The sequence below is a fragment of the Terrisphaera buseokensis genome (assembly GCF_047521145.2).
GTDB lineage: Bacteria > Verrucomicrobiota > Verrucomicrobiia > Opitutales > Opitutaceae > ER46.
Genome location: NZ_CM134186.1, coordinates 5359248 through 5379081, shown reverse-complemented (window position 1 = coordinate 5379081; position 19834 = coordinate 5359248). Strand labels below are relative to the sequence as shown.

The window sequence follows — 19834 nt, the reverse complement described above, 5'->3', positions numbered from 1 at the left end:
ACCGGAGTGCGGAAACCGGAAACCGGAAACCGGGGAGACGAGACCGGAGACCGGAAACCGGAAGCCGGAGTTCGGGAACAGGAGATCGGAAACCAGGAGTCGCGGCGTGAAACGTACGGCAAGTTCCCTACGCGTGGATGGAATGCGCGTCGGGAGTTTCCGGTTTCCGGTCTCCGCTTTCCGGTTTGTGTTCACCGATCCACCTCCCCGAGCACAATGTCCACGCTGCCCAGGATGATCACGGCGTCGGCGATGGTCTGGCCGAGGCACATGTCTTCTAGGATCGTGAGGTTGACGAAGGACGGCGCCCGCACGCGGTAGCGGTACGGGTTCGGACTGCCGTCGCTGATGAGATAGAAACCGATCTCGCCCTTCGGTCCTTCGATGCGGCCGTACGCCTCGCCCGCCTTCGGCCGGAAGCCGCGGAGCTTCGCCTTGGGATCCATGATCGGTCCCGCGGGAATCCCGGCAAAGGCCTGCTGCAGGATCTTGAGCGACTCGCGCATCTCGAGCACGCGGATCATGTAGCGGTCATAGACGTCGCCGTGATCGCCGAGCGGCACGCGGAAATCGAAACGCGAGTAGACGCCGTAGGCGTCGACTTTGCGCAGGTCGTAGTTCACGCCGGTCGCGCGCAGCATCGGACCGGTGACACCCGCGTTGATCGCGAGTTGGGAGGACAGCACGCCGACGCCCTGCGTGCGCGACATGATGATCTCGTTGCCCGTGAGCAGCGCCTCGAACTCGTCGAGGAAACGGCCGTAGCCGTCGGCGAGTTGCTTCGCCTGCGCGAGCCACTCGGCCGAAGGGTCGACGCGGCAGCCGCCGAAGCGCTGGTAGTTGCACATCATCCGCGAGCCGCTGAGCGACTCGAAGAGATCGAGGATCTTTTCGCGCTCGCGAAACGCATACATCAGCGGCGTGCCGCTGCACCCGCAGTCCTGCATCAGGAAACCGGCGAGACAGGTGTGATTGATGAGGCGCGTCAGCTCCGCGAGAATCACGCGCACGTACTCGGCGCGCTCGGGCACCGGCTGGCCGGCGAGTTTCTCGACGGCGATGGCGTACGCCCAGTTGTTCGTCATCGAACTCAGGTAATCCAGCCGATCGGTGTACGGCATCGATCCGAGATACGTCGTGTTCTCCCCGAGCTTCTCGTGATTGCGGTGCAGGTAGCCGAACACCGGCTTCAGCTTCATCACGCGCTCGCCATCGAGCGTGACGATCATCCGGAACACGCCGTGCGTGGACGGATGGTGCGGCCCCATCGAGACCTCGAGGAGGTCGCCGTGAAATTCGTCGTGGACCTCGCGAACCGTGGCGCCGGTCAGCGGGGCGAGCGGTCCCAGGCCGGAGGCGGGGAGGGTGATGCCAGGGGCGTTCATGCCTTGGCCTCCTTCGGTGCAGCCACGGCGGGCGCGGCTGGCGGCGTAACTGCAGGCGCAGGATAGTGCGCCTTCGCTTTCTCGAGCACGGTGCCGTGCGGCGTCGGTTCCCATTCGTAGTCGTCGGGTTCGACGTAGTCGCGGCGCATCGGGTGATCCTTGAACGCATCCCACATCAGGATACGGCGCAGGTCCGGGTGGCCGGTGAAGCCGACGCCGAAGAGATCGAAGACTTCGCGTTCCTGGAATTCGCACGCGCGCCAGACGGGCGTGAGCGAGGCGACGCTGACGGCGTCGGTGCGATTGGCCGTGCGCTGGCGAAGAATGATCGGGCCGTGTTTCAGCGCGACGGAGTAGAGATGATAGACGACCTCGAGATAACCGGGCTGAATCCGCTTGGTCTTTTGCTCGACGACCTTGGGCGGGCCGCCGGCGGGATCGGGCACGGTGGATTTCGTGGTCTCGATGATTTCCTTCTCGGGCCAGTCGATGCCGGTAACGTTGGAACACTGGTCCAGCTGCAGCGCGGCGTCGTCCCGCAAGAACTGCGCGATCGCGGCGGCCTGCGCCGTGCCGATCAGCAAGCCATGCTGCGCCGCCGTGCCGGGATTGGTGATGAGCGTGACTTCCGCGCCGGGAAACCGGGCGAGCAGGCGGTCGCGAATTTGCTCCGGGGTTTCCATGGGTGCGTTACGCCTTTTCGGAGCGCACGATGACGGGCGCGGTCCACACCGTGGGATTGCTCGGCGGCTCGAGGTCGTGCGCGCCGAATTCAGGCACGGGATAGTCGCAGGCGATATCGGCGCGCAAATGGCGCGGAGCGTCGGGTCCGGTAAGTTTGAAGCCGCGGATCTTCTTCTGCAATTCGACGAGACCGTGCAGCAACGCCTCCGGACGCGGCGGGCAGCCGGGAATGTAGATGTCGACCGGCAGATAACGGTCGATGCCCTTCAGCACGTTGTAACCCTGCTTGAACGGACCGCCGGAAATCGCGCAGGCGCCCATCGCGATGCAGTACTTGGGCTCGGGCATCTGATCCCAGAGCCGCACGACCTGCGGGGCCATTTTCTTGGTGACGGTGCCGGAGACGATCAGGAGATCGGCCTGACGGGGCGACGGGCGAAAGACTTCGGAGCCGAAGCGGGCGATGTCGAACTTGGCCATCGACGCCGCGATCATCTCGATGGCGCAGCAGGCGAGGCCGAAGTTGAGCGGCCAGACCGAGTGGCTGCTGCCCCACGTATAAAGTTCCTGGATGCTCGTGAGCAGGATGCCCTGCCGGCGCAGTTCGTCGCGATCCTGCTGTGTGATGGACGTCGGAGCCGGGGAAGTGGGTTCGCTCATGTTATTTCCACTCCAGGTGACCGCGGTGCCAAGCCCAGACCAGGCCTTCGGCGAGGAGCAACATGAAGACCAGCATCGCCACGAGGGCGCCGGTGGGCAGGCCGGTGAAGGCGACGGCGAAGGGCAGGAGAAAGAGGACCTCGACGTCGAAGATCAGGAACAGAATCGCGTAAAGATAGTAGTGCGCCTTGAACTGAATCCACGTGTCGCCGGTCGAGGCGACGCCGCACTCGTAGGCGTCGTTTTTGGTCGCGCTCGGTTTCTGCGGTTGGAAAAAACGCGTCCACAGACGGGCGACGCTGAGCAGGATGACCGGAAACGCGAACGCCACGGCGGCGAAGAGGGCAAGAAACGCGTAGGGATGTGGGCTCATCGGTCAATCAGTGCGCTAGGGAGGCTTTGAATTCACCCCCGAGACGACAACCCGCAAAGCCCCCCGTTTCTTGCCGAAAACAATGCATCGATTGCAACGCAGACGTTGAGATCACCATGGGGCGCCGGGGGTTCGAGTCGCAGGGACGACAACAAATGAGGGGTGGGGACGGATTTCAATCAACAGTGCGGGCGGTGGAGTTCAAACGCTTTCAACGGATGGCGAATCATTCGCGCGAAAAAGTTCTTATCCGGTGCGCAGGAGGCCGCATTTTTCGGAGATGGGGTTTGGACTTGGATCGCGACCGCCCCCGGTCGCATTTCCGGAGGCGACCGGGGGCGGTCGCGGTCCCAGCGCTAAGCTCCGTCGCCAACACGAGCGCGGGCCACCAGCGCGCGCAGCGCACCGTGCACGATCAGTTCCTCGCCAGGCGCGGCGAGTGCGGCGCCCACCTGTGGATGCGCGGTGCACAACGCCGCGATCTCGGCTTCGTTCATGACAAAAAACGCGGTGGACAACGCGTCGGCCTGCGCCGCATCCGTGGCATACGCCCAGACGCGATTGGTGCGCACCGCCGGCAAACCGGTGCGAGGATCGATCAAGTGCGAACCCTTCACCGCGATCCCGGAGCCGCTCAGCGATGCGGCCAGAAGTGAAATGACGCGGCGCCCGCGGCCCTCGCCGAGACCGACGTCCCACCCGCGCGACTCCGGCGTCGGTGGCGTTTCGAGTGCAAGGACGCTGCTGCCGCCGGCGTTGAGGCAGGCCGACGTGATGCCCCAGTCGCGCAGGATGTCCGCCATCCGATCGAGCGCGAAGCCCTTGCCCACGGCGCCCAAGTCAAGATGCAGCACGTCGGCTTGGGACGTGAGGGTGTGCGCAGCGGGATCGAGCGTGAACGGCGGCAGATCGGCCGCGAGTTCCGGCGGGCGATCGGACGCGTAGGCGGGATCGAATGCCCGGTGCGTGGCCAGCGAGACGTCGGCCGCGATCATGAGGCATTCAAGCGTCTCGTGGGTGATCGCAATCGTCGCGCCGCGCGCGCTGCGGTTCGCGCGGGCGATGTCGCTGGATTCGACGTAACGACTCAGAATCGTCTCGAGGCGATCGAGCTCGCGAAACGCCGCCTCCGCGGCCTGGTGCGCGTAGTCGTACGCCTGGCCCGCGATCGCCACCTCGAAGTGCGTGGCCATCGCCTCGTGGGGAAACGTGGCGGGCGTCATCTGGCGTCGTTGGCTGTTACGTCGAACGAGGAACTCATGCGCGTGAGTTTCGCTGCGGTGTTTGGCCGCGCCAGATTTTCCAGCGGAGACCGATCATCGCGACGGCGGGACGCCACCAGAGGCGGCCGAGGCCGTACTTGGTGAGGCCGTGCTGCCGGGCGTGATGACGCACGGGAATCTCGCCGACGCGATAACCGGCGGCGACGGCCAGCGCGGGAATGAAACTCTGCATGAGCTCCATCGGAAAAAACGCGTCCCGCACTTCGCTTCGCATGGCGCGAAGCTGGCACCCGGAATCATGGATGTGATCCTGCAGGAACGCGCCGCGCACGACATTGGCGACGCGCGACATGATGCGCCGCAGGGTCGAGTCGTGGCGATCGACGCGCCAGCCGCAGGCGAGGTCGAACTTGCCCGACTCCACCAGCGCGAGCACGGCGGGAAAATCGCGCGGGTCGTTCTGGCCGTCGCCGTCCATCATCAGCAAATAGTCGCCGCGCGCGGCGCGCAGACCGGTGAGCAGCGCGACGGCCTGGCCGGAGTTTTTCTCCAGCCGCAGTTCCACGCACTCCGGCCAGCGGGCGTGGGCGGCGGCGATTTCCGCGCCGGTGCCGTCGGTGCTGCCATCGTTGACCAGAATCATCTCGAACGGCCGGCCGAGGGCGCGCAACACCTCCACGGTCGAGGCGGCGAGGGGCAGGATGTTGCCGGCTTCGTTGTAGACGGGGACGACGACGGAAAGCTGGGGAGCCGGGGCGGTCACGGTTCAGGCGTGAAGACGATGCAGAGGAAACCAGGACGCAGCCCCAAGAAGGACTCCCGGTACGATCCGCGCAACTGCGCGCGCACACTTTCCGCCTGCAGTTGGGACGCGATCACGAGCGCGCCGTCGCAGTCGTCGGGGGGAGCGGCATAGTAGCCGACCCGCGCGAGCCCGCGCAGGTACCACGGCAGCGGCCAGTATTCCTCGCTGATCACGCGAATCGGTTTTTCCGGGAAGCGCGCGGCCGCAGCCAGCGCGAGATCGCGCACCTTCAACACGTCGGGCGCACTGTGCACGTACGCGTACGGATTGCGCTGGTCCGCCGGACGCAGGAACGACGAGCGCTGCGTTTGGTGGTAGAGGGTGGCGATCACGAGCATCGCCAGCACGGTGGCGATCACGCCGCCGGCTTTCATCCGCGCCAGCGTGGCCAGCGCCGCCGCCGCCAGGATCGCCATGCCGGGCACGAAGTGCACCAGATGCCACGGAGTCTTGTAGGCAAAGAACGAGAACGCCCCGACGATCACGGCCGTGTACGCCGCGACGCCGCGCAGGTAGGGCGACCGGCTGACGACGGCCACGCCGAGACCCGCCACGGCGAACAGCGAGAACGCGAGCTGCTGCCAGACGAGTCCGCCTTCGCGATACCAACTGAGGATTCTCAGGTAATACCACCACGGCTTCTCGTGTCCGGTCGGCGCGGCCGCCGCGCCGAAACGCGTCAGGGCATTCGTGTACACCGTCAAGGCGTCGCGCAGTCCCGCGAGATGCGTCCCGAAAGAAGAGTAGAGCAGGGCGGCCGTGAGCAGCGCCGCGAGCGCGGCCACGCCGGTGCCGCGCAGGAACGAACGTGAGCCGCTGGCCGCCGCGGTTTCCAGCCGCTTGCGCTCGGGGCTGCGGGCGCGACGCGCGATCCACCACGCGAACAGGCCGGCGGCGAGAAAGAGCGGCGCGCTCGCCTTCGTGGCCTGCATCAGGCCGGCGCACGCTCCGCCGGCGACGGCCCAGCGCGTCAGGCCCGTGCGCCACCACGATCGGGCGGACAGCACGGCGGCGAGCGTGAAGGTGCCGAGCAGCGTTTCCTGGATGAAGTACCGGCTGTAGTAGACCGCGGGTGGCGAGACCGCGATCAACGCGCCGGCAAGCAGGGCCGGCCAGCGTCCGAGGGGCGACGCCAGCGCGACCACGAGCAGGACGGTGAGCGTGCCAAAGATCGCGGGCACGAGGCGCACCGTGGTTTCGGTGAGGGTGGCGAGGGAGCGTTCGCCGCGCAGCCATGCGACGGGGACGGCGGCGTAGTAGAGCGTCGGACCGTGGTGATCGCGGGGATCGAAGGCGTAGCGGCCGGCGTCGAGCAGTTCGCCGAGTTTCACCGCCTGGTTCGCCTCATCGGCGTGCATCGGCCGCTTCGCGAGGTCGTGCGTGCGCAGCCAGCCTGCCGCAAGGGCAATGATCGCGAGGGGCAGCAACCGAAGCATCAGGAGGAACACACGGGAAGGGTTGAGCGGAGCAGAAACTAAATCAGCACGGGTGCGAAGCGAAGAAATCGGTTCGGCTCGGGACCGTCAGCTGGGACCGCGACCGCCCCCGGTCGCTCCCGGCGGGAAGCGACCGAGGGCGGTCGCGGTCCCAGTACTCCCGATCCCATCGGAAATCCCGCCGGACACAAAAAAGCCGGAGCGTAGATGCGCTCCGGCTTTTGTTCTAAAATTGTACGGACCCTTACTTCATCGTGCCGAAAACCTCGACTTCGCAGTAGTGGTTCAGCTCGTCGGAGGTGTTGCCGTTGCTGATGAGGCGGACGTAGCGACCCGCGGCGCCCTTGGCTTCGAGGATGCGGCCGTGGTTCGTTTCCACGTACGACTTGTCGCTGCCCTTGCCCAGCTTGGCGGAATTGTCGTCGTCGTTGTTGAAGATCGTGGTGACGCCCTTCTTGAAATCCTTGTCGTCGGAAACCTGGATGATGACGTCGTGGTACACGCGGGCCTGTGAGTGGAAGTGCCAGACCGCGACCGCTGCGACTTTCGCCGTGGCACCGAGATCAACCTGCACCCATTGCACGCCGGGCCCGAGCTCCACGTAGGCGCCGTCGATGCCGGTCTTGTCGCCATCGGTCAGGTAGGTGAGCTCGCCGATGACCGGCAGGGCGTCGCTGCTGGTGACCGTCTTGCCCTTCGAGAGCAGCTTGACGTCGGCCGACACCATGATGTCGGCGCGCTTCGTGTTGGCCGCTTCGAGATTGGCCAGGGAAATCGGACGGGGCGTGCCGGCGAACAGCGGCTTCGGGTATTCAACCTTCAGCGGGACGTCGGCGGCGCCAGCGGAAGCCGCGAGCGCGAGAGCGGTGAGAGCGAGGGTGAGGGAGCGAGGGAGCATGTTGGGAAAAGGACTTTGGTTTGAACCACGAATGGTCACGATTGAACACTAATTTTCTGGCAGTTGCGGTGGGACGCATCGCCGCGGGGTGAAATTCAGCACATTCCCGCAAAAGTGAGGAATGCGCTGGTTTCGCCTGCGGAATCAAACCACGAAATCGCCAGGGGCAAACGTCAGCATCTTCTGGGCGGCGATGGCTTCGTTCACCTTGAGCACGGTGACGGCGCTGGCGAACGCCTCCTCGGCCGGGCAGTTGAGCGCCTCGCCCTTTTTCATGGCGTTGAAGAAGTTCTCCAAGTGCGGCTGGTGAATCGCCTTGTCGAGGGTGACCGGGATGTCCCAAGCGGAGAGCTGCGCCGTCTCGCGCACGTCGACCTTGGCCGGACCGCCGGCGGCGGCGCCGGTCGGGACCTTGGACGGCATGGCCATGCGTTGGCGCGGCTTGTCCCAGGGTTTCAGGCCGGCGGTGGCGCCTTCGCCCGAGTCCGGACGCGAGATGAGCTTCTTGGTGACGAAATCGTCCCACTCCGGGGCGCGGGCTTCGCGATAGATCTTCGTGAACTTGGGGTTCTCCGACATCTTGAGCGCGCCCTCGTCGCCCATGAAATACTCATGGTAACCGCCGCCGGCGCTCGTCGTGGTGAGCACCTCGTAGGTGGCGCGGACGATGCCTTCCTTGGTCGGGTACTCGTAGATGCCGATCGCGTTGTCGTACCACTCGTGGGTCTTGTAGTAGTCCACGCCGCCGCTCGCGATGCACATGCGGGGATTGGCGCCGAGCATCCAGTTGTAGATGTCGATCTGGTGGGCGCCCAAGTCGGACACCACGCCGCCGGCATATTTCTTGAACCAGCGCCAATTGCGGAACTCGTGCATGTTGGCGTAGCCATACTTGGCGAGCTTGGCGTCCGGAATCTCCTGGCCCTTCGGCACGCCGAAATCGTCGGTGACCGCGCGATGCCACTGGCCGGAAATGTTGGTGACCCGGCCGAGCAGGCGATCGCCGCGCACAATCTTGTCGCGGGCGTGCTGGTAGCGCGGATTGCTCCGGCGTTGGTGACCGATCTGGAGGAGTTTCTTGGTCTCGCGGGCCGTGAGCACCATCGAGCGCGCGCCCTCGACCGTGTTCGACATCAGCTTCTCGCAGTAGACGTGCTTGCCGGCCTTCAACGCCGCATTGGTGTGCTCGGCGTGCATGAAATCCGGCGTGGCGATCACCACCGCGTCGATTTCCTTCACCGTGGCGAGCATCTCCTTGTAGTCCTCGAACGGCTTGGCCTCGTGATTGTACTTCTGCAGGAGACGGGCGGACCGGTTGAGATTGTACGGCCAGATGTCGCAGACCGCCTTGAAGCGGATGCCCGGGATCGGCAGCATCGCATTCGTGAGAATGAGGCCTTCGACGCCGCAGCCGATGAGCGCGACGTTGATGGTGTCGGCGTTGGGCGCCGCGCCCACGTCCGCGCCGCGGGCAATGTACGGGGCGGCGGCGATGACGGCGCCGAGCTTCGCGCTCGAACTCAGGAAACCGCGACGCGTAAGGGGAGAGGAGGAGAAAAGTTCAGACATGGGACGGGTGGTCTGTCATTCGTCGCTACGGTCGGAATGACGCGCAGACGGTTGGGAAGATTCGGCCTGACGACTCAGTCATTCTTATCGCTCACCAGCGCAAAGCGGTTGTGGCGGCAGTAAATGAGCGCCACCGCGAACATCAGCACCTGCATGCCGATCCAGGCGACGCCTTCGCCTTCCTGCACCGACATGAGGCCGAAGCCGAGGCTGACGTACACCAGGCCGCCGAGGAACAGCGACGCGCGGGTCTTGATGCCGAAGAGGATGCCGGCGCCGAAGGCCACCAGCATGAAGCCGAGCGACAGGGCGAACATCTTCGCGGCCCAGAGCGGGATCAGGGAGTAGTTGCTGATGCCCGTGGCCATGCGGGTCATGTTCTCGGTGTAGTTCGAGAACGAGAAGCTCTTGTTCGCCTCGAATTTCTCGATGCCGGCAAGCAGCGTCCGCAGGCCCAGGAAGAGCCGGAGCAGGAGGAACGCGCCGGTGTATTCGGGGCGAGAGCTGGTCGAGGAGGAATGAGTGGAGGAGTCGTTCATTACGGGGCGAGTGAAAGGGAAACGTTACAACTAGACCGGGAAGGCTGGCACCAGAACGACCCCCGGCGACAGCGCGGCGCACCTGGAAAAAGTACGGCGCAGAGTCGGCGGTGGACGCATGGCGGGGAACGAAATTTCTGGCTGAGAACGGAAGCGGTTGGCAAGGCCGTATCGAGCTTCTACCGTCGATTGACCGGAACGGTCCAGCCTTACCTTGCCCGCGACTGAGAAATGCGCCGCGGTGAAGATGGGTATAAGCAGAGAATCCGAATCTGGGTTCGCCCAAAACAAAAAGCCGGACGTCAAAACGCCCGGCCGGGTTGCCCGCGAATCACGCGAATGAACGCGAATGACGCGAGAGCGCAATGTGGCCTCACCCCGCCTTGAACGTCGATCAAGGCAGCGAGGGCTTTTTACTCTGACATTCGCGTCTGTTCGCGTGATTCGCGGGAGGTGCTTTATCTGGGTTCCCGCTTAGAACGTGCTCTTCACGCCGAAGGTCCAGTTCGTGCCGTTGACCTCGTAGAATTGCACGGCAGGGGCGTTGGCGCCCACTTTCTCCATGATGAGGTACGGCTCGTTGAAGAGATTGCGCGCGGCGAAAAAGACATTGATGCGGTCCGTGATGCGGTAGCCGCCGCCGACGTCGATGTTGGCCCGGTGACGATAGAACCGCGGGTTGCCCGTGATCGTCGTGGGATAGTTGTCCCGCCAGTTCAGCGAGGAGTACACATTGAACCGCCGGTAACCGTAGCTGAGGCCCGCGTTGATGGAGTGCGGAATCATGTTCGCCTTCGGGATGCTCGCATAGCTGCGCGTGTAGCTCGCGCGGACATTGAGCCCCTTGAACGGCTGGGGCAGGAACGAAAGACTCTGGCTGTATTCGAGCTCCATGCCGCGCACCGTGACGTCATTGACGCTCGCGGTCGTCGTGATGAACTCGTAGTTCGAGAGATCGATGTCGCCCTGGTAGCCGAATTCCTGCGCGGTGAGCCGGTTGGTGATGAACAGGCCCTTGACGTTGTTCTGGTAGACATTGATCGCGAGGATGCCGACCGGCTCAAAATAATATGCGAGGCGGGCCGCGAGGTTCTTCGACGTCTCGGGCTTCAATGCCGTGTTCGGCGCGCTCACCGTGAGATTGTCGTCGTTGATCACCCACACGCCCGCGACATCGCGAAACGTCGGGCGGCGAATCGTCGAGCTGAAGCCGATCTGCGCGTCGAAGTTCTGGTTGATTTTATATTTCACCGACGCACTGGGGAACATGTTGTTGTAACCGCTCTCGCGGTGAACCTTCGGCTTGGAGAAGAATTGATACTTCAGGCCGTCGATCGTGGTCGCGCGCCCGGCGGTTTCCGCGAAACCAGCGGCGGCGAGTTCGTTGACCGAACGCGGATTGAACTCAAGTGAGTCGGTGCTCGTTTCTTCGCGGCGCAGGCCGGCGCGAAGCACCAGTTTGCCGATCGTCGTCGTGCCCATCAGGAAGCCGGCGTCGATCGTCTCCTCGTAATTGCGCCGGTTACCGATGAAGGCGTTGTAGAAATTCGCCGCGGTGATCGACTGGGTGAAGTTGTTCTGGTTCTCGCGGTAGTACGTGCCCATGCGCACGAGGTCAGGCATCCACACGGTGCCGCCGCCGATGGACTTGATGCTGGAGTCGGTGTTGGTCGCGCCCATGTCGAAGTCGAACGGCGACTTGTAGCCCGCCCACGCGCCCGCGGCCCCGGCACCGTTGAGGTTGAAACGCAGCGACTCCGTATCGAGGCGGAAATCGCGGATTTCGTACCGGCGTTTGACGCCCGCCTTCCAGATGATCGGCAGGAATTTATTCGTACGGAGCGTGCCGATGAACTCGCCGCTGTACACGTCGGTCAGTGCATAACGTCCGTCATCGATCGTAACGGTGGGATTGGTGTAGTTAGCGCCGTTGTCCATGTCGGGCCCGCCGGTCTGGACCACTTTCCAGTCAACGCTCTTGAGCGACGAACGCCGCGCCGTGTACGTCAACCCGGTGAGCGTCGGGCCGCCGGCATCGCGCATGGAACCGCGGCGGCCGCGGGGATCGTACCAGCTGATCGAATTGGAACCGGCGAACTTGCCCTCGAGGGTGAAATTGCCGGCGCGGTACTCGAAGCGCGGCAGCGCGGTGAGCGTCTGGCCGAGTTTCACGATGGCCGCGGGATTCGACACCACGTTCGCCGCTGGTGCGGTCGTCGTGAAGCTCAGGAGCGGATCCGCGCCCGTCACGGTGTTGCGCGCGCCGGTGTTGAACGTGAGCGAGCGCTGCGGGTTGTTCAGGTCGGCGTAATTATAGAGCAGGCCGAGCGAGAGCACGAGGCGGGACGAGGCCCTGTAGTCGGCGGTGAAGTTCACCGTCGAGCGGCGGTTCGTGCGCGGCGCGTGCAGGAAATTGATCGCTGTCGGCACCACCGGACGCGGATCCGCCGCGGTCGGCGTGTAGTTGTACGTCATCGTGGTGCGCGCGTTCGCCGAGTACGCCATCGATTCGCTGATGTTCAGATTGATGCCGAGGCGTCGGTTGAAGAACACATCCGAGTAGTCAAAAATTCCGCCTGGGTGCAGCTTGCGGGACTTGCGATCGTCGGGGCCGTAGGAGTCGTCGAAGTTGAACCGCGTCGAGAAGGCCGTGAGGTTGGCCTGGGCCGACACGCGGCGGCGTGTGAGATCGAAGGCGCGCTTGGTCTTGAGATTGATCGTGCCGGCCGGGGCGTTCGCGTCGACGTCGGCGCTGATGGTCTTCGACACTTCGATCGACTCCATGCTGCTGAGCGACACCTGCTCAAAGCTGAACGCGCGCGCATTGCCCGCCGCGCCGGCGTTGGCGTCGGCGCTCGCGAGTGACACGCCGTCGAGCGTGACCTGCGTGTATTCGGAATCGAGGCCGCGCAGGCGGATGGTGCGGATCTCGCCCTGCACGAGATCGAGCTCGACGCCCGGCATGTGCTTGAGGAACTCACCGACGTTGCCCTCGGCGACGTCACCGAACACGTCGGACGCGACGCTGTTCGTGATGTTCATCGAATTCCGCTGCTGCATGATCGCCTTCGCGTTGCCCTCGCGTTCGCTCGAGACCTTGAACGCCGTCAACTTGATGGGGCTGTCGCCGGTGCCTTTTCCGGCCTCCAGCGCACTGGTCAGCTCGAAGTCGCGCGTCACGGTGCCGCCAGCGGTCACATTGACCTTGGCGCTCGCCGGTTGTGATCCGGTGTAGGTGACCGTGATGGTGGCCGGTCCCGCGGGCACGCCGGTGATCAGGTAAAGACCGCCGTCCTCCGATGAGGCCGAGAGCGCGGTGCCTTCGACGCGAATCTGCGCGTTGCGCACGTATTCGCCGTTCGCCGGATTGAGGACGCGTCCGGTGATCGTGCCGGTGGCGCTGGTTTGGGCGTGGGCGAGCTGCGACAGCAGCAGGGTGCCGACAACGCTGCAAATGCGGACAATAAGGGTGAGACGCATGGGGAAGGGACCGCTCGGGGTGGGTGGGTGGCGCGCGGGAGCGCCGGCCAGAGCTGGGCGCAGGGAAACGGGCGCGCTGATCCGCATCACGCCCGCAGGTATCCCACTTTCGTGCGGATGCGGGCGGAACCCTCGCGGCCTGACTTCAACCTCCCGCGAATCACGCGAACCCGGACGAATTTCAGCCGAAGAGTGGAATGGACCCACTCGATGTGGATTCAGCCGCGAAAGAAGGCTTCTTTTCGTGCCCGTCATTCGCGTCGCTTCGCGTGATTCGCGAGCCACTGCCGCGGTTGCAACCTGGATTGCGACGGGCGGCGGCGATCGCGCTGGCCGGTTACGCGGGAGTCTTGCCGAGCTCGTCGAGCATCACGCGCAGCGGCGGCGAACTTTTCCCGCGCTGCCAGGCCACGACCAAGTCCCACTTCGCCGACGCGTCCTGCAACGGCCGGAACACCACGCCCGGCACCGGATGGCGCGTCGCGTACGCCGGCATCAAGCCGATGGCATCCTCGGTCACGATCGTGGAAAGCCCGTGGGCGAGACTGTCGGCGTCCTGCACGAACCGCGGACGGAAGCCCGCGCGGCGGCACAGATGGCGGATCCACTGGTTGTGCCCGGGCATGTCGCTGTCGGGCGCACCGACAAACATCTCGCCTTTCAGATCACGGAGCCGCACCGCGGGCGCCGCACCGAGCGCGTGGTGGGCGCTGAGGGCGACGACCACCGGCAGCGACGCCAGCCGCCGCACGAAGAATTCGCGCGCGAGAAACGTGCCCGCATGGCCAATCAGCGCGATGTCGAGTTCGCCTTTGCGCAAGGCCCGGATCTGCTCGCCGGGCGACATATCGAGCAGCGTCACCTTCACCTCCGGATGGGCCTTGCGCAACGCCGCCAGCGCCGGATGGAGATAATCCGCCGCGGCCGACATGAGATAGCCGACGCGCAACAACGAGGTCTTGCCGCACGCGAGCTTGCGCGTCGCATCGATCACGCGGTCAAACGACCCGAGCACCGGCCGCATGCCGTCCGCCAGCACGTGGCCCGCCGCTGTCAGCGCCACGCCGCCGGCGCCACGTTCGAGCAGCCGGCCGCCAATCTCGTGCTCGAGGGTTTGCATCTGACGGGTGAGCGTCGACTGCGAGACGCGCATGCGTTCCGCCGCCTTATTGAGGCTGCCCTGCTCGGCGATGGAAAAAAACGATCGGATCAGTTCGAGGTTCAAGCGTCCGCACGGTTATGCGAATCGCGCATGGCGGCAAGCCGTCCTGCGCAGTAGGCCGCGCCCGCTTTCGATGATATCGTCGGCCCCATGAAAACGAACACCTCCTTCAGCCGCGGCCTCCGGGTCGCCGCCATCGCCGTCCTTCTGGGCGGCGTCGGCGTCTGGGCCGCCTCCGGCGCCCGTGTCGGCTGGACCCAGACCAGCGCCGTGACCATGCAGCGCGACGACATCACCGGCATCGATTTTCCGGTGCGTCACGCGACGTTCGATCCGGGCATCGAAGTTCCGCTCATCGGCGCAGCGCTCGCCGCGGTGCTCGCCGGCGTGAGTTTCATTCCGCGCCGCGCGCCCCAGGCCGCCTGACGCCGCGCTCCGGCCTTTTCGTTTCCCACTCACCGTCACCGCTAGAAACAGCATTTCACATGAACACATCCCTCCGCACCTCGTTTGCCGTCGCGGCCGCCCTTGGCGTTTCCGCTCTTTCCCTCCAGGCCGCTCCGCGTGCCTTTGACTTCAAGGACCCGAAAGGCGTCAACAACGTCCAGTTCAAGCTCGACGCTCCGCTCGAGTCCATCACCGGCACCGCCACGGGCATCTCCGGCACGGTGTCCTTCGACGCCGCCAAACCCGAGGCCACCACGGGCCGCATCGTGCTCGATGCCGCCACCCTCACGGTCGGCAATTCGATGATGGGTGAACATCTCCGCAGCAACCAGTGGCTGGATGTCGCGCAGTTTCCCTCGATCGTGTTCGAGGCCGTCGCGCTCAAGAATGTTCGCAACCAGGGTGGCCAGATTCTGGCCGACGTCACCGGTCGCCTGACCGTGAAGGGCATCACTAAGGACGTGACGGCACCCGTGACGCTCACCTATCTCGCCGACAAGCTCGGTGCCCGCGTGGGTGACGCGAAGGTGAAGGGCGATCTGCTCGTGCTGCGCACGAACTTCCAGATCAACCGCAGCGACTTCGGCATCAAGGCCGGCGAGATGACCGACAAGGTGGCAGAATCGATCAGCCTGTCGCTCAGCATCGCCGGCGCGTCACCGCGCAGCTGAGCACGGCTCATTCATCCCAAGATCCGCAGTTGAACCACAGAGGCACAAAAGCACAGAGGAGGAAAAACTGAGAAACGGATTAAAGCCGGTTTCACCCTGAGGGTGAGTTCCTTTTGCCAGACGCTATTTCCTCAAGCGGATTTCTCGGTGGCCTCTGCGCCTTTGTGGTTCAATTCCAACTGCGGAATTTAGGGTTTGGATTTCCTCACGGTTGAAAGCGCGGGTCGGGCAGTGACGCCTTGGCCGGCGCTTTCAACCGTTTCGTTTTTGGGCGCGCGAACGGTCCGGCCTCGCTTCACTCGCCCATCTTCACGATCCCGCGGCGAATCGCCTCGGCGGTCGCCTGCGCGCGATCGTTCACGTCGAGTTTTTCGAGGATGTGACTGACGTGGCGTTTCACGGTGTCCTCGGACACGGCGAGGGTCGCGGCGATTTCCTTGTTGGCGCGGCCCGCGGCGATCAGCCCGAGAATTTCCCGCTCGCGCGGCGTGATGGCCGGGCCGAGGCGCAACGCCGCCAGCCGGCGCGCGATGTCCGGTGGCAGGAGGCGTTTGCCCTGTCCCACCGTGCGCAACGCGGTGAGCAGTTCGTCGCGAGAGGCGGACTTTTGCAGGTAACCGAGCGCGCCGGCGTCGAGGGCCGCCTGGATTTCGTCGTCGCGGGCGAAGGTCGAAAAGATCAACACGCGCGCCGCGCTGTCATGCGCGCGCAAGGCCGCCGTGGCGGCGATGCCGCTCATGCCGGGCAGCTGCAAATCCATCAGGACGACGCGCGGCCGGTGACGCTGGTACGCGGCGATGACGTCCTCGCCGCGCTCGGCTTCACCAACGACCGCGATCGTCTCGTCGAGTTCAAGCGAGGCGGCCAGGCCGCTCCTTACCACGAAGTGGTCGTCGACGATGAGAACGGTGAGCGGAGTGTCGGCCATGGCGTGGTTCACGTTTCCTGCAGGCGGGGCGCGGCGGAGGCGTCGACGTTGACGCGACGCGGGCCCGGCGGTTGATCCCAGGGGGTGAGCGGCAGGGTGATTGCGACGGTCGTGCCCTTCTGCAGCGAACTCTGCCACGTGACCTCCGCGCCGATCTTGCGGCCGCGTTCGCGGATGCCCGCGCAGCCGAAGTGTCCGCGCTTGCCGTGCACCGCCGTGGCGGCGTCAAACCCGCAGCCGTTGTCGAGGATGCGCAACACCAGTCGATCTGCGGTCGCCTCCACGTCGATCACGACGTGGGACGCGCGGCCGTGTTTGCGGGCGTTGTTCACCGACTCGCGCGCCATCATCCGCAGATCGTGGACCGTGGTCGCGGGGAGCGGTGGTAGCGCCGTCCGGCTCTCGAGGCGCACGTCGACGTCGCCATCGCTCGAATGCCGCGCGGCGACGGCCGCCAGCGCGGCGGCGAGGTCACCGGCGGTTTCGGCGTCGTCGCGCAAATCGGAAATCAGGTCGCGCGTTTCCACCTGGATGCGCGAGACGAGATTGCGCGAAGCGGCGACGAGCCCGAGGCCCTTTTCGTCGCTGATGCGCGTGGCCAGGGCATCTAGGCGCAGGGTCACGCCCGCGAGCTCCTGCTCGAGCGTGTCGTGAAACTCGCGCGCGATGCGCTGGCGTTCCTCCAGCGCCGCTTCCGCTTCGATGCGATGGCGCAGCGCCGCGGTCTGGCGTCGGACCTGTCGGCGCAACACCGCGATCCAAAGGCCCGCCACCAGGATGAGTCCACCCAACGCCGCCAGCATCGTGCTGAGCCGTCGCGGCGTCCACCACGGCGGCCGGCTCAATACTTCGAGATCCGACGCCGACATGGAGCGCAGACTGACCAGGCCCGGACGGCTTTGGAAACCGGAGCCGGAGATCGCGGTTTCAACCTGGCAGATGCCGGCGATCCTCACCTTCGCCCCCTGCGGTGGAACGTCGGTGCCGTCGGGCACGCGGGCTTGCACCGTGCGCTGGCCGCCCTGCAGCAACAGCGTCGTGCCTTCCTCGCTCTTGAAGGCGTCGCGCACAATCGCGGTGACCCGCACGAGTTGTCCGTCGTGCTTGCCCGGCTGCTGGTCGTTGGGCCTGCCGTAAAGCTCCTCGAGCGAGTCGACGCTGATTGGCGCGGGCGCCTCGCCGGGCGTGCGCGCGAGCAGCTCGGCGTCGACGACGGAGGCGCTGAAACGTTCCATCGAAGGGAAGCCCACGATGGTGACCTGATCGCCGGGCGCCAGCGCAGCCGGACGCCCGAAGCGCACGGCGAAGGCGCGTGTGCCCTGCTGGAGCACGACCTGATCGTCGCCGAAGGCGGCGGACACGACGCCCTCGATCCGGACGCGCTGCTCGCCCAGGCCGTCGACGCGAAACGCGAGCAGCGCCTCGGCGGAAATCTGCGGCGCGTCCGCGGCCGGCGGGGCGGGCGCGAGGATCTTCACCTCGGTCCAATCGATGACGCGCAGCGACGGCTGCACGAGTTGCCGGCGCGGGGCGTTGATCAAGCCGGCAGCGAGTCCGGTGATCCGCACCCGGTGATCGACGAGCGAACCCTCGGTCGGCGGCGGGGCCTCGACGCGCACGTCCATCACGCGCGACCCAATGGCGAGGCGCAGCACGCTTTTGTCCGGCGGACCCGGTCGTACCGAGCGCACGATGCCCTCGACCGAAACCCGCTGGTAATGATAGCGGCCAAAATACAAGTCGTCGTAAAGGACCGGGATGCCTGGAGGCAGTTCGCGCCGTCCGATGAGTTTATAATGCGTGTCGGCGAGCCCCGGCAGGTAGAGGCCCATGCGCGTCGTGCTCGTGAGCTCGATCTCGTCGCCGACGTTTGGGCGCGGGACCGACGGCGCGAGCCGGAAGAATGCCGTGGACGTCTCGTCCTGCACGAAGATCGCGGAGACGCTCTCAACAAACACCACCACGCCGCGCAACCGCACCGGGATGCCCTGCTCGGCCTCGGCGGGAGAAAGCGAACGCACCTCAATGGCCTTCGTGAGCACCCGTTCCTGCGCGCGCAGCTCCACCGTGCCGGCCAGCACGAGGGCGAACAGAACGAGACAGGAACGCGCGCGGTTCACGCTGCGATGGACACCCCGCCGGGCAGGCGAGGCAACGCTGGAGTGCGGCCGCACAAGGACTGGGAGCGCCGGCCCCCGGCCGGCATCAGGACGGAACCGGCGCACTGCGCGCGCCCCTGGACGAGAGCTGCGTTCCCGCTCAACCGAACAACGCGGCGATCGGTTTGCCGCCATCGGTGATCGGCACGGGCCGCGACGCGCTCACGAGATCCTTCGACGGGTTGATGCCGAGCGCCGCGTAGATCGTCGCGTGGAAGTCGGGCACGGATACCGGTTGGGCCACCGGCTTGCCGGAAAGGGCGTCGGTTTCGCCGTAAGCACCGCGGTGCTTCAGTCCGCCACCCGCCAGCACGAGGGAAAACGCCGCCGACTGGTGGCCGCGGCCGCCGCCGCCGTCGAACTGCCCGGGCCGGCCGAACTCCGTGCCGATCGCGATCAGCGTCTTGTCGAGCAGCCCCTTGGTCTCGAGGTCCGTGATCAGCGCGGCGATCGCCGTATCCAGTTCCTGGATCAGCACGTGCTGGTTCAGCTGGCCCGCGTTGTGGGTGTCCCAGCCCGCGCCGTTGATGAAGTTCAGATTGTGCGAGACCTCGATGAAGCGGACGCCCGCCTGCACGAGCCGGCGCGCGAGCAAACAGCGCTGGCCGAATTCGCCGCCGTAACTCTGGCGGAGCGAGCCCGGCTCCTCGCCGAGCTTGAAGTTGCGCATGAAGCCCGGACCGGCGAGGCGCAGCGCCTCCCGCTGGGCTTCCTCGTATTCACCAATCGAGGACCCTTCCGGCGAGCGGTGCTGGAACGGCGCGAGCAGCCGCTGGCGTTCCGCGGCCCGCGCCACGTCGATGCCGTCCTGCGGCGTGAAGCCCGCCGGACCGGACTCGGTGTCGACGAGATAAATGTAGCCGTGACGCGCCCCGAGAAAGCCCGGTCCGCGGCTCACGCTCGGATAACCGATGACCATGTACGCGGGCACCTTGTCGCTGACCGCGCCGCGCTGGTGCGCGACTACCGAACCGACGGACGGATAGATCGTGCTGCCGCTGACGGGCCGGCCGGTGTGCACGAAGTTCGTCGCGAGCGCGTGCTCGATGCCGAGCGTGTGATTGACGGTGCGAACCGCGGTCACGCGATCAGCCAGCCGCGCGGTCTTCGCCAGATGCTCGGTGTAACGCACGCCGGGCACCGCCGTGTCGATCAGATCGTAGTCGGTCCCCGCGAGCGCCGGCTTCGTCTTGGAGTTGCCGCGGCGCTTCGGATCGAAGGTGTCGATCTGCGACATGCCGCCGCCGAGCCAGATGAAGATGCAGTGCTCGGCCTTGCCTTTCGGATGCGAGACAATGCGCGCCGATTCGGCCGCGCGCAGTCCGGCGGGCAGGGAGGCGGCCGCCGCGACCGTGGCGGCGTGGGAAAGAAATGTGCGGCGATTCATGGGGTGATCAAAGGGTTCGTGATCAGCA

General features: G+C 65.6%; 17 protein-coding genes. 2 read left to right on the top strand and 15 right to left on the bottom strand.

Going from position 1 to position 19834, the window contains the following annotated elements; all coding sequences use genetic code 11:
* Nucleotides 1–191: 191 nt before the first annotated feature.
* The 12 genes from ACLJEU_RS20185 to ACLJEU_RS20130 all read right to left on the bottom strand — a co-directional run bounded on the left by ACLJEU_RS20185 (nucleotide 192) and on the right by ACLJEU_RS20130 (nucleotide 14277).
* A complete protein-coding gene (locus ACLJEU_RS20185) occupies nucleotides 192–1268 on the bottom strand; it encodes an NADH-quinone oxidoreductase subunit D (RefSeq protein WP_414663345.1) in 1077 nt (358 codons plus the stop codon).
* A gap of 113 nt (nucleotides 1269–1381) precedes the next feature.
* The gene (locus tag ACLJEU_RS20180; protein WP_414663163.1) at nucleotides 1382–2068 is read right to left on the bottom strand and encodes an NADH-quinone oxidoreductase subunit C; all 687 of its coding nucleotides are present in this window, start codon (nucleotides 2066–2068) and stop codon (nucleotides 1382–1384) included.
* 7 nt (nucleotides 2069–2075) lie between these two features.
* Nucleotides 2076–2729 (bottom strand): NADH-quinone oxidoreductase subunit B, encoded by a 654-nt coding sequence (locus ACLJEU_RS20175; RefSeq protein ID WP_414663162.1) that lies wholly within the window; start codon nucleotides 2727–2729, stop codon nucleotides 2076–2078.
* A gap of 1 nt (nucleotide 2730) precedes the next feature.
* Entirely contained in the window at nucleotides 2731–3036 is a 306-nt protein-coding gene (locus ACLJEU_RS20170) for an NADH-quinone oxidoreductase subunit A (protein ID WP_414663344.1), read from the bottom strand.
* A gap of 422 nt (nucleotides 3037–3458) precedes the next feature.
* Nucleotides 3459–4325 carry an FAD:protein FMN transferase gene (locus tag ACLJEU_RS20165; protein ID WP_414663161.1) on the bottom strand — a complete coding sequence of 289 codons (867 nt, stop codon included), beginning with the start codon at nucleotides 4323–4325 and terminating at the stop codon, nucleotides 3459–3461.
* Between the two features lie 34 nt (nucleotides 4326–4359).
* Nucleotides 4360–5088 carry a glycosyltransferase family 2 protein gene (locus ACLJEU_RS20160; RefSeq protein ID WP_414663160.1) on the bottom strand — a complete coding sequence of 243 codons (729 nt, stop codon included), beginning with the start codon at nucleotides 5086–5088 and terminating at the stop codon, nucleotides 4360–4362.
* A complete protein-coding gene (locus ACLJEU_RS20155) occupies nucleotides 5085–6566 on the bottom strand; it encodes a flippase activity-associated protein Agl23 (protein ID WP_414663159.1) in 1482 nt (493 codons plus the stop codon). The genes ACLJEU_RS20160 and ACLJEU_RS20155 overlap by 4 nt, the downstream gene beginning before the upstream one ends.
* 244 nt (nucleotides 6567–6810) lie before the next feature.
* On the bottom strand, nucleotides 6811–7464 hold the full coding sequence (locus ACLJEU_RS20150; protein ID WP_414663158.1) for a galactose-binding domain-containing protein: 654 nt from the start codon (nucleotides 7462–7464) through the stop codon (nucleotides 6811–6813).
* A 144-nt stretch (nucleotides 7465–7608) separates the two neighbouring features.
* On the bottom strand, nucleotides 7609–9033 hold the full coding sequence (locus ACLJEU_RS20145; protein WP_414663157.1) for a Gfo/Idh/MocA family protein: 1425 nt from the start codon (nucleotides 9031–9033) through the stop codon (nucleotides 7609–7611).
* Between the two features lie 74 nt (nucleotides 9034–9107).
* A complete protein-coding gene (locus ACLJEU_RS20140) occupies nucleotides 9108–9572 on the bottom strand; it encodes a hypothetical protein (protein WP_414663156.1) in 465 nt (154 codons plus the stop codon).
* Between the two features lie 474 nt (nucleotides 9573–10046).
* Nucleotides 10047–13052, bottom strand: coding sequence for a TonB-dependent receptor (locus ACLJEU_RS20135; protein WP_414663155.1), 3006 nt, complete (start codon nucleotides 13050–13052; stop codon nucleotides 10047–10049).
* 337 nt (nucleotides 13053–13389) lie between these two features.
* Entirely contained in the window at nucleotides 13390–14277 is an 888-nt protein-coding gene (locus ACLJEU_RS20130) for a LysR substrate-binding domain-containing protein (RefSeq protein WP_414663154.1), read from the bottom strand.
* A gap of 87 nt (nucleotides 14278–14364) precedes the next feature.
* Here ACLJEU_RS20130 and ACLJEU_RS20125 point away from each other — a divergent pair, with 87 nt between their 5' ends.
* Entirely contained in the window at nucleotides 14365–14640 is a 276-nt protein-coding gene (locus ACLJEU_RS20125) for a hypothetical protein (RefSeq protein WP_414663153.1), read from the top strand.
* 59 nt (nucleotides 14641–14699) lie between these two features.
* On the top strand, nucleotides 14700–15332 hold the full coding sequence (locus tag ACLJEU_RS20120; protein WP_414663152.1) for a YceI family protein: 633 nt from the start codon (nucleotides 14700–14702) through the stop codon (nucleotides 15330–15332).
* A 295-nt stretch (nucleotides 15333–15627) separates the two neighbouring features.
* Here the strand turns inward: ACLJEU_RS20120 and ACLJEU_RS20115 are convergent, their stop codons facing one another.
* From ACLJEU_RS20115 to ACLJEU_RS20105, 3 genes are all read right to left on the bottom strand, one after another.
* Entirely contained in the window at nucleotides 15628–16260 is a 633-nt protein-coding gene (locus ACLJEU_RS20115; RefSeq protein ID WP_414663151.1) for a response regulator, read from the bottom strand.
* Nucleotides 16261–16268: 8 nt separating this feature from the next.
* A complete protein-coding gene (locus ACLJEU_RS20110) occupies nucleotides 16269–18380 on the bottom strand; it encodes a sensor histidine kinase (protein ID WP_414663150.1) in 2112 nt (703 codons plus the stop codon).
* 139 nt (nucleotides 18381–18519) lie between these two features.
* Entirely contained in the window at nucleotides 18520–19806 is a 1287-nt protein-coding gene (locus ACLJEU_RS20105) for a DUF1501 domain-containing protein (protein WP_414663149.1), read from the bottom strand.
* Nucleotides 19807–19834 lie beyond the last annotated feature (28 nt).

Excerpts from the sequence above, each read along its gene's own strand:
- ACLJEU_RS20185 (WP_414663345.1), bottom strand. The coding sequence starts at position 1,268 with ATGGGGCCGCACCATCCGTCCACGCACGGCGTGTTCCGGATGATCGTC.
- ACLJEU_RS20180 (WP_414663163.1), bottom strand. The coding sequence starts at position 2,068 with ATGGAAACCCCGGAGCAAATTCGCGACCGCCTGCTCGCCCGGTTTCCC.
- ACLJEU_RS20175 (WP_414663162.1), bottom strand. The coding sequence starts at position 2,729 with ATGAGCGAACCCACTTCCCCGGCTCCGACGTCCATCACACAGCAGGAT.
- ACLJEU_RS20165 (WP_414663161.1), bottom strand. The coding sequence starts at position 4,325 with ATGACGCCCGCCACGTTTCCCCACGAGGCGATGGCCACGCACTTCGAG.
- ACLJEU_RS20155 (WP_414663159.1), bottom strand. The coding sequence starts at position 6,566 with ATGCTTCGGTTGCTGCCCCTCGCGATCATTGCCCTTGCGGCAGGCTGG.
- ACLJEU_RS20150 (WP_414663158.1), bottom strand. The coding sequence starts at position 7,464 with ATGCTCCCTCGCTCCCTCACCCTCGCTCTCACCGCTCTCGCGCTCGCG.
- ACLJEU_RS20145 (WP_414663157.1), bottom strand. The coding sequence starts at position 9,033 with ATGTCTGAACTTTTCTCCTCCTCTCCCCTTACGCGTCGCGGTTTCCTG.
- ACLJEU_RS20140 (WP_414663156.1), bottom strand. The coding sequence starts at position 9,572 with ATGAACGACTCCTCCACTCATTCCTCCTCGACCAGCTCTCGCCCCGAA.
- ACLJEU_RS20135 (WP_414663155.1), bottom strand. The coding sequence starts at position 13,052 with ATGCGTCTCACCCTTATTGTCCGCATTTGCAGCGTTGTCGGCACCCTG.
- ACLJEU_RS20125 (WP_414663153.1), top strand. The coding sequence starts at position 14,365 with ATGAAAACGAACACCTCCTTCAGCCGCGGCCTCCGGGTCGCCGCCATC.
- ACLJEU_RS20120 (WP_414663152.1), top strand. The coding sequence starts at position 14,700 with ATGAACACATCCCTCCGCACCTCGTTTGCCGTCGCGGCCGCCCTTGGC.
- ACLJEU_RS20115 (WP_414663151.1), bottom strand. The coding sequence starts at position 16,260 with ATGGCCGACACTCCGCTCACCGTTCTCATCGTCGACGACCACTTCGTG.
- ACLJEU_RS20105 (WP_414663149.1), bottom strand. The coding sequence starts at position 19,806 with ATGAATCGCCGCACATTTCTTTCCCACGCCGCCACGGTCGCGGCGGCC.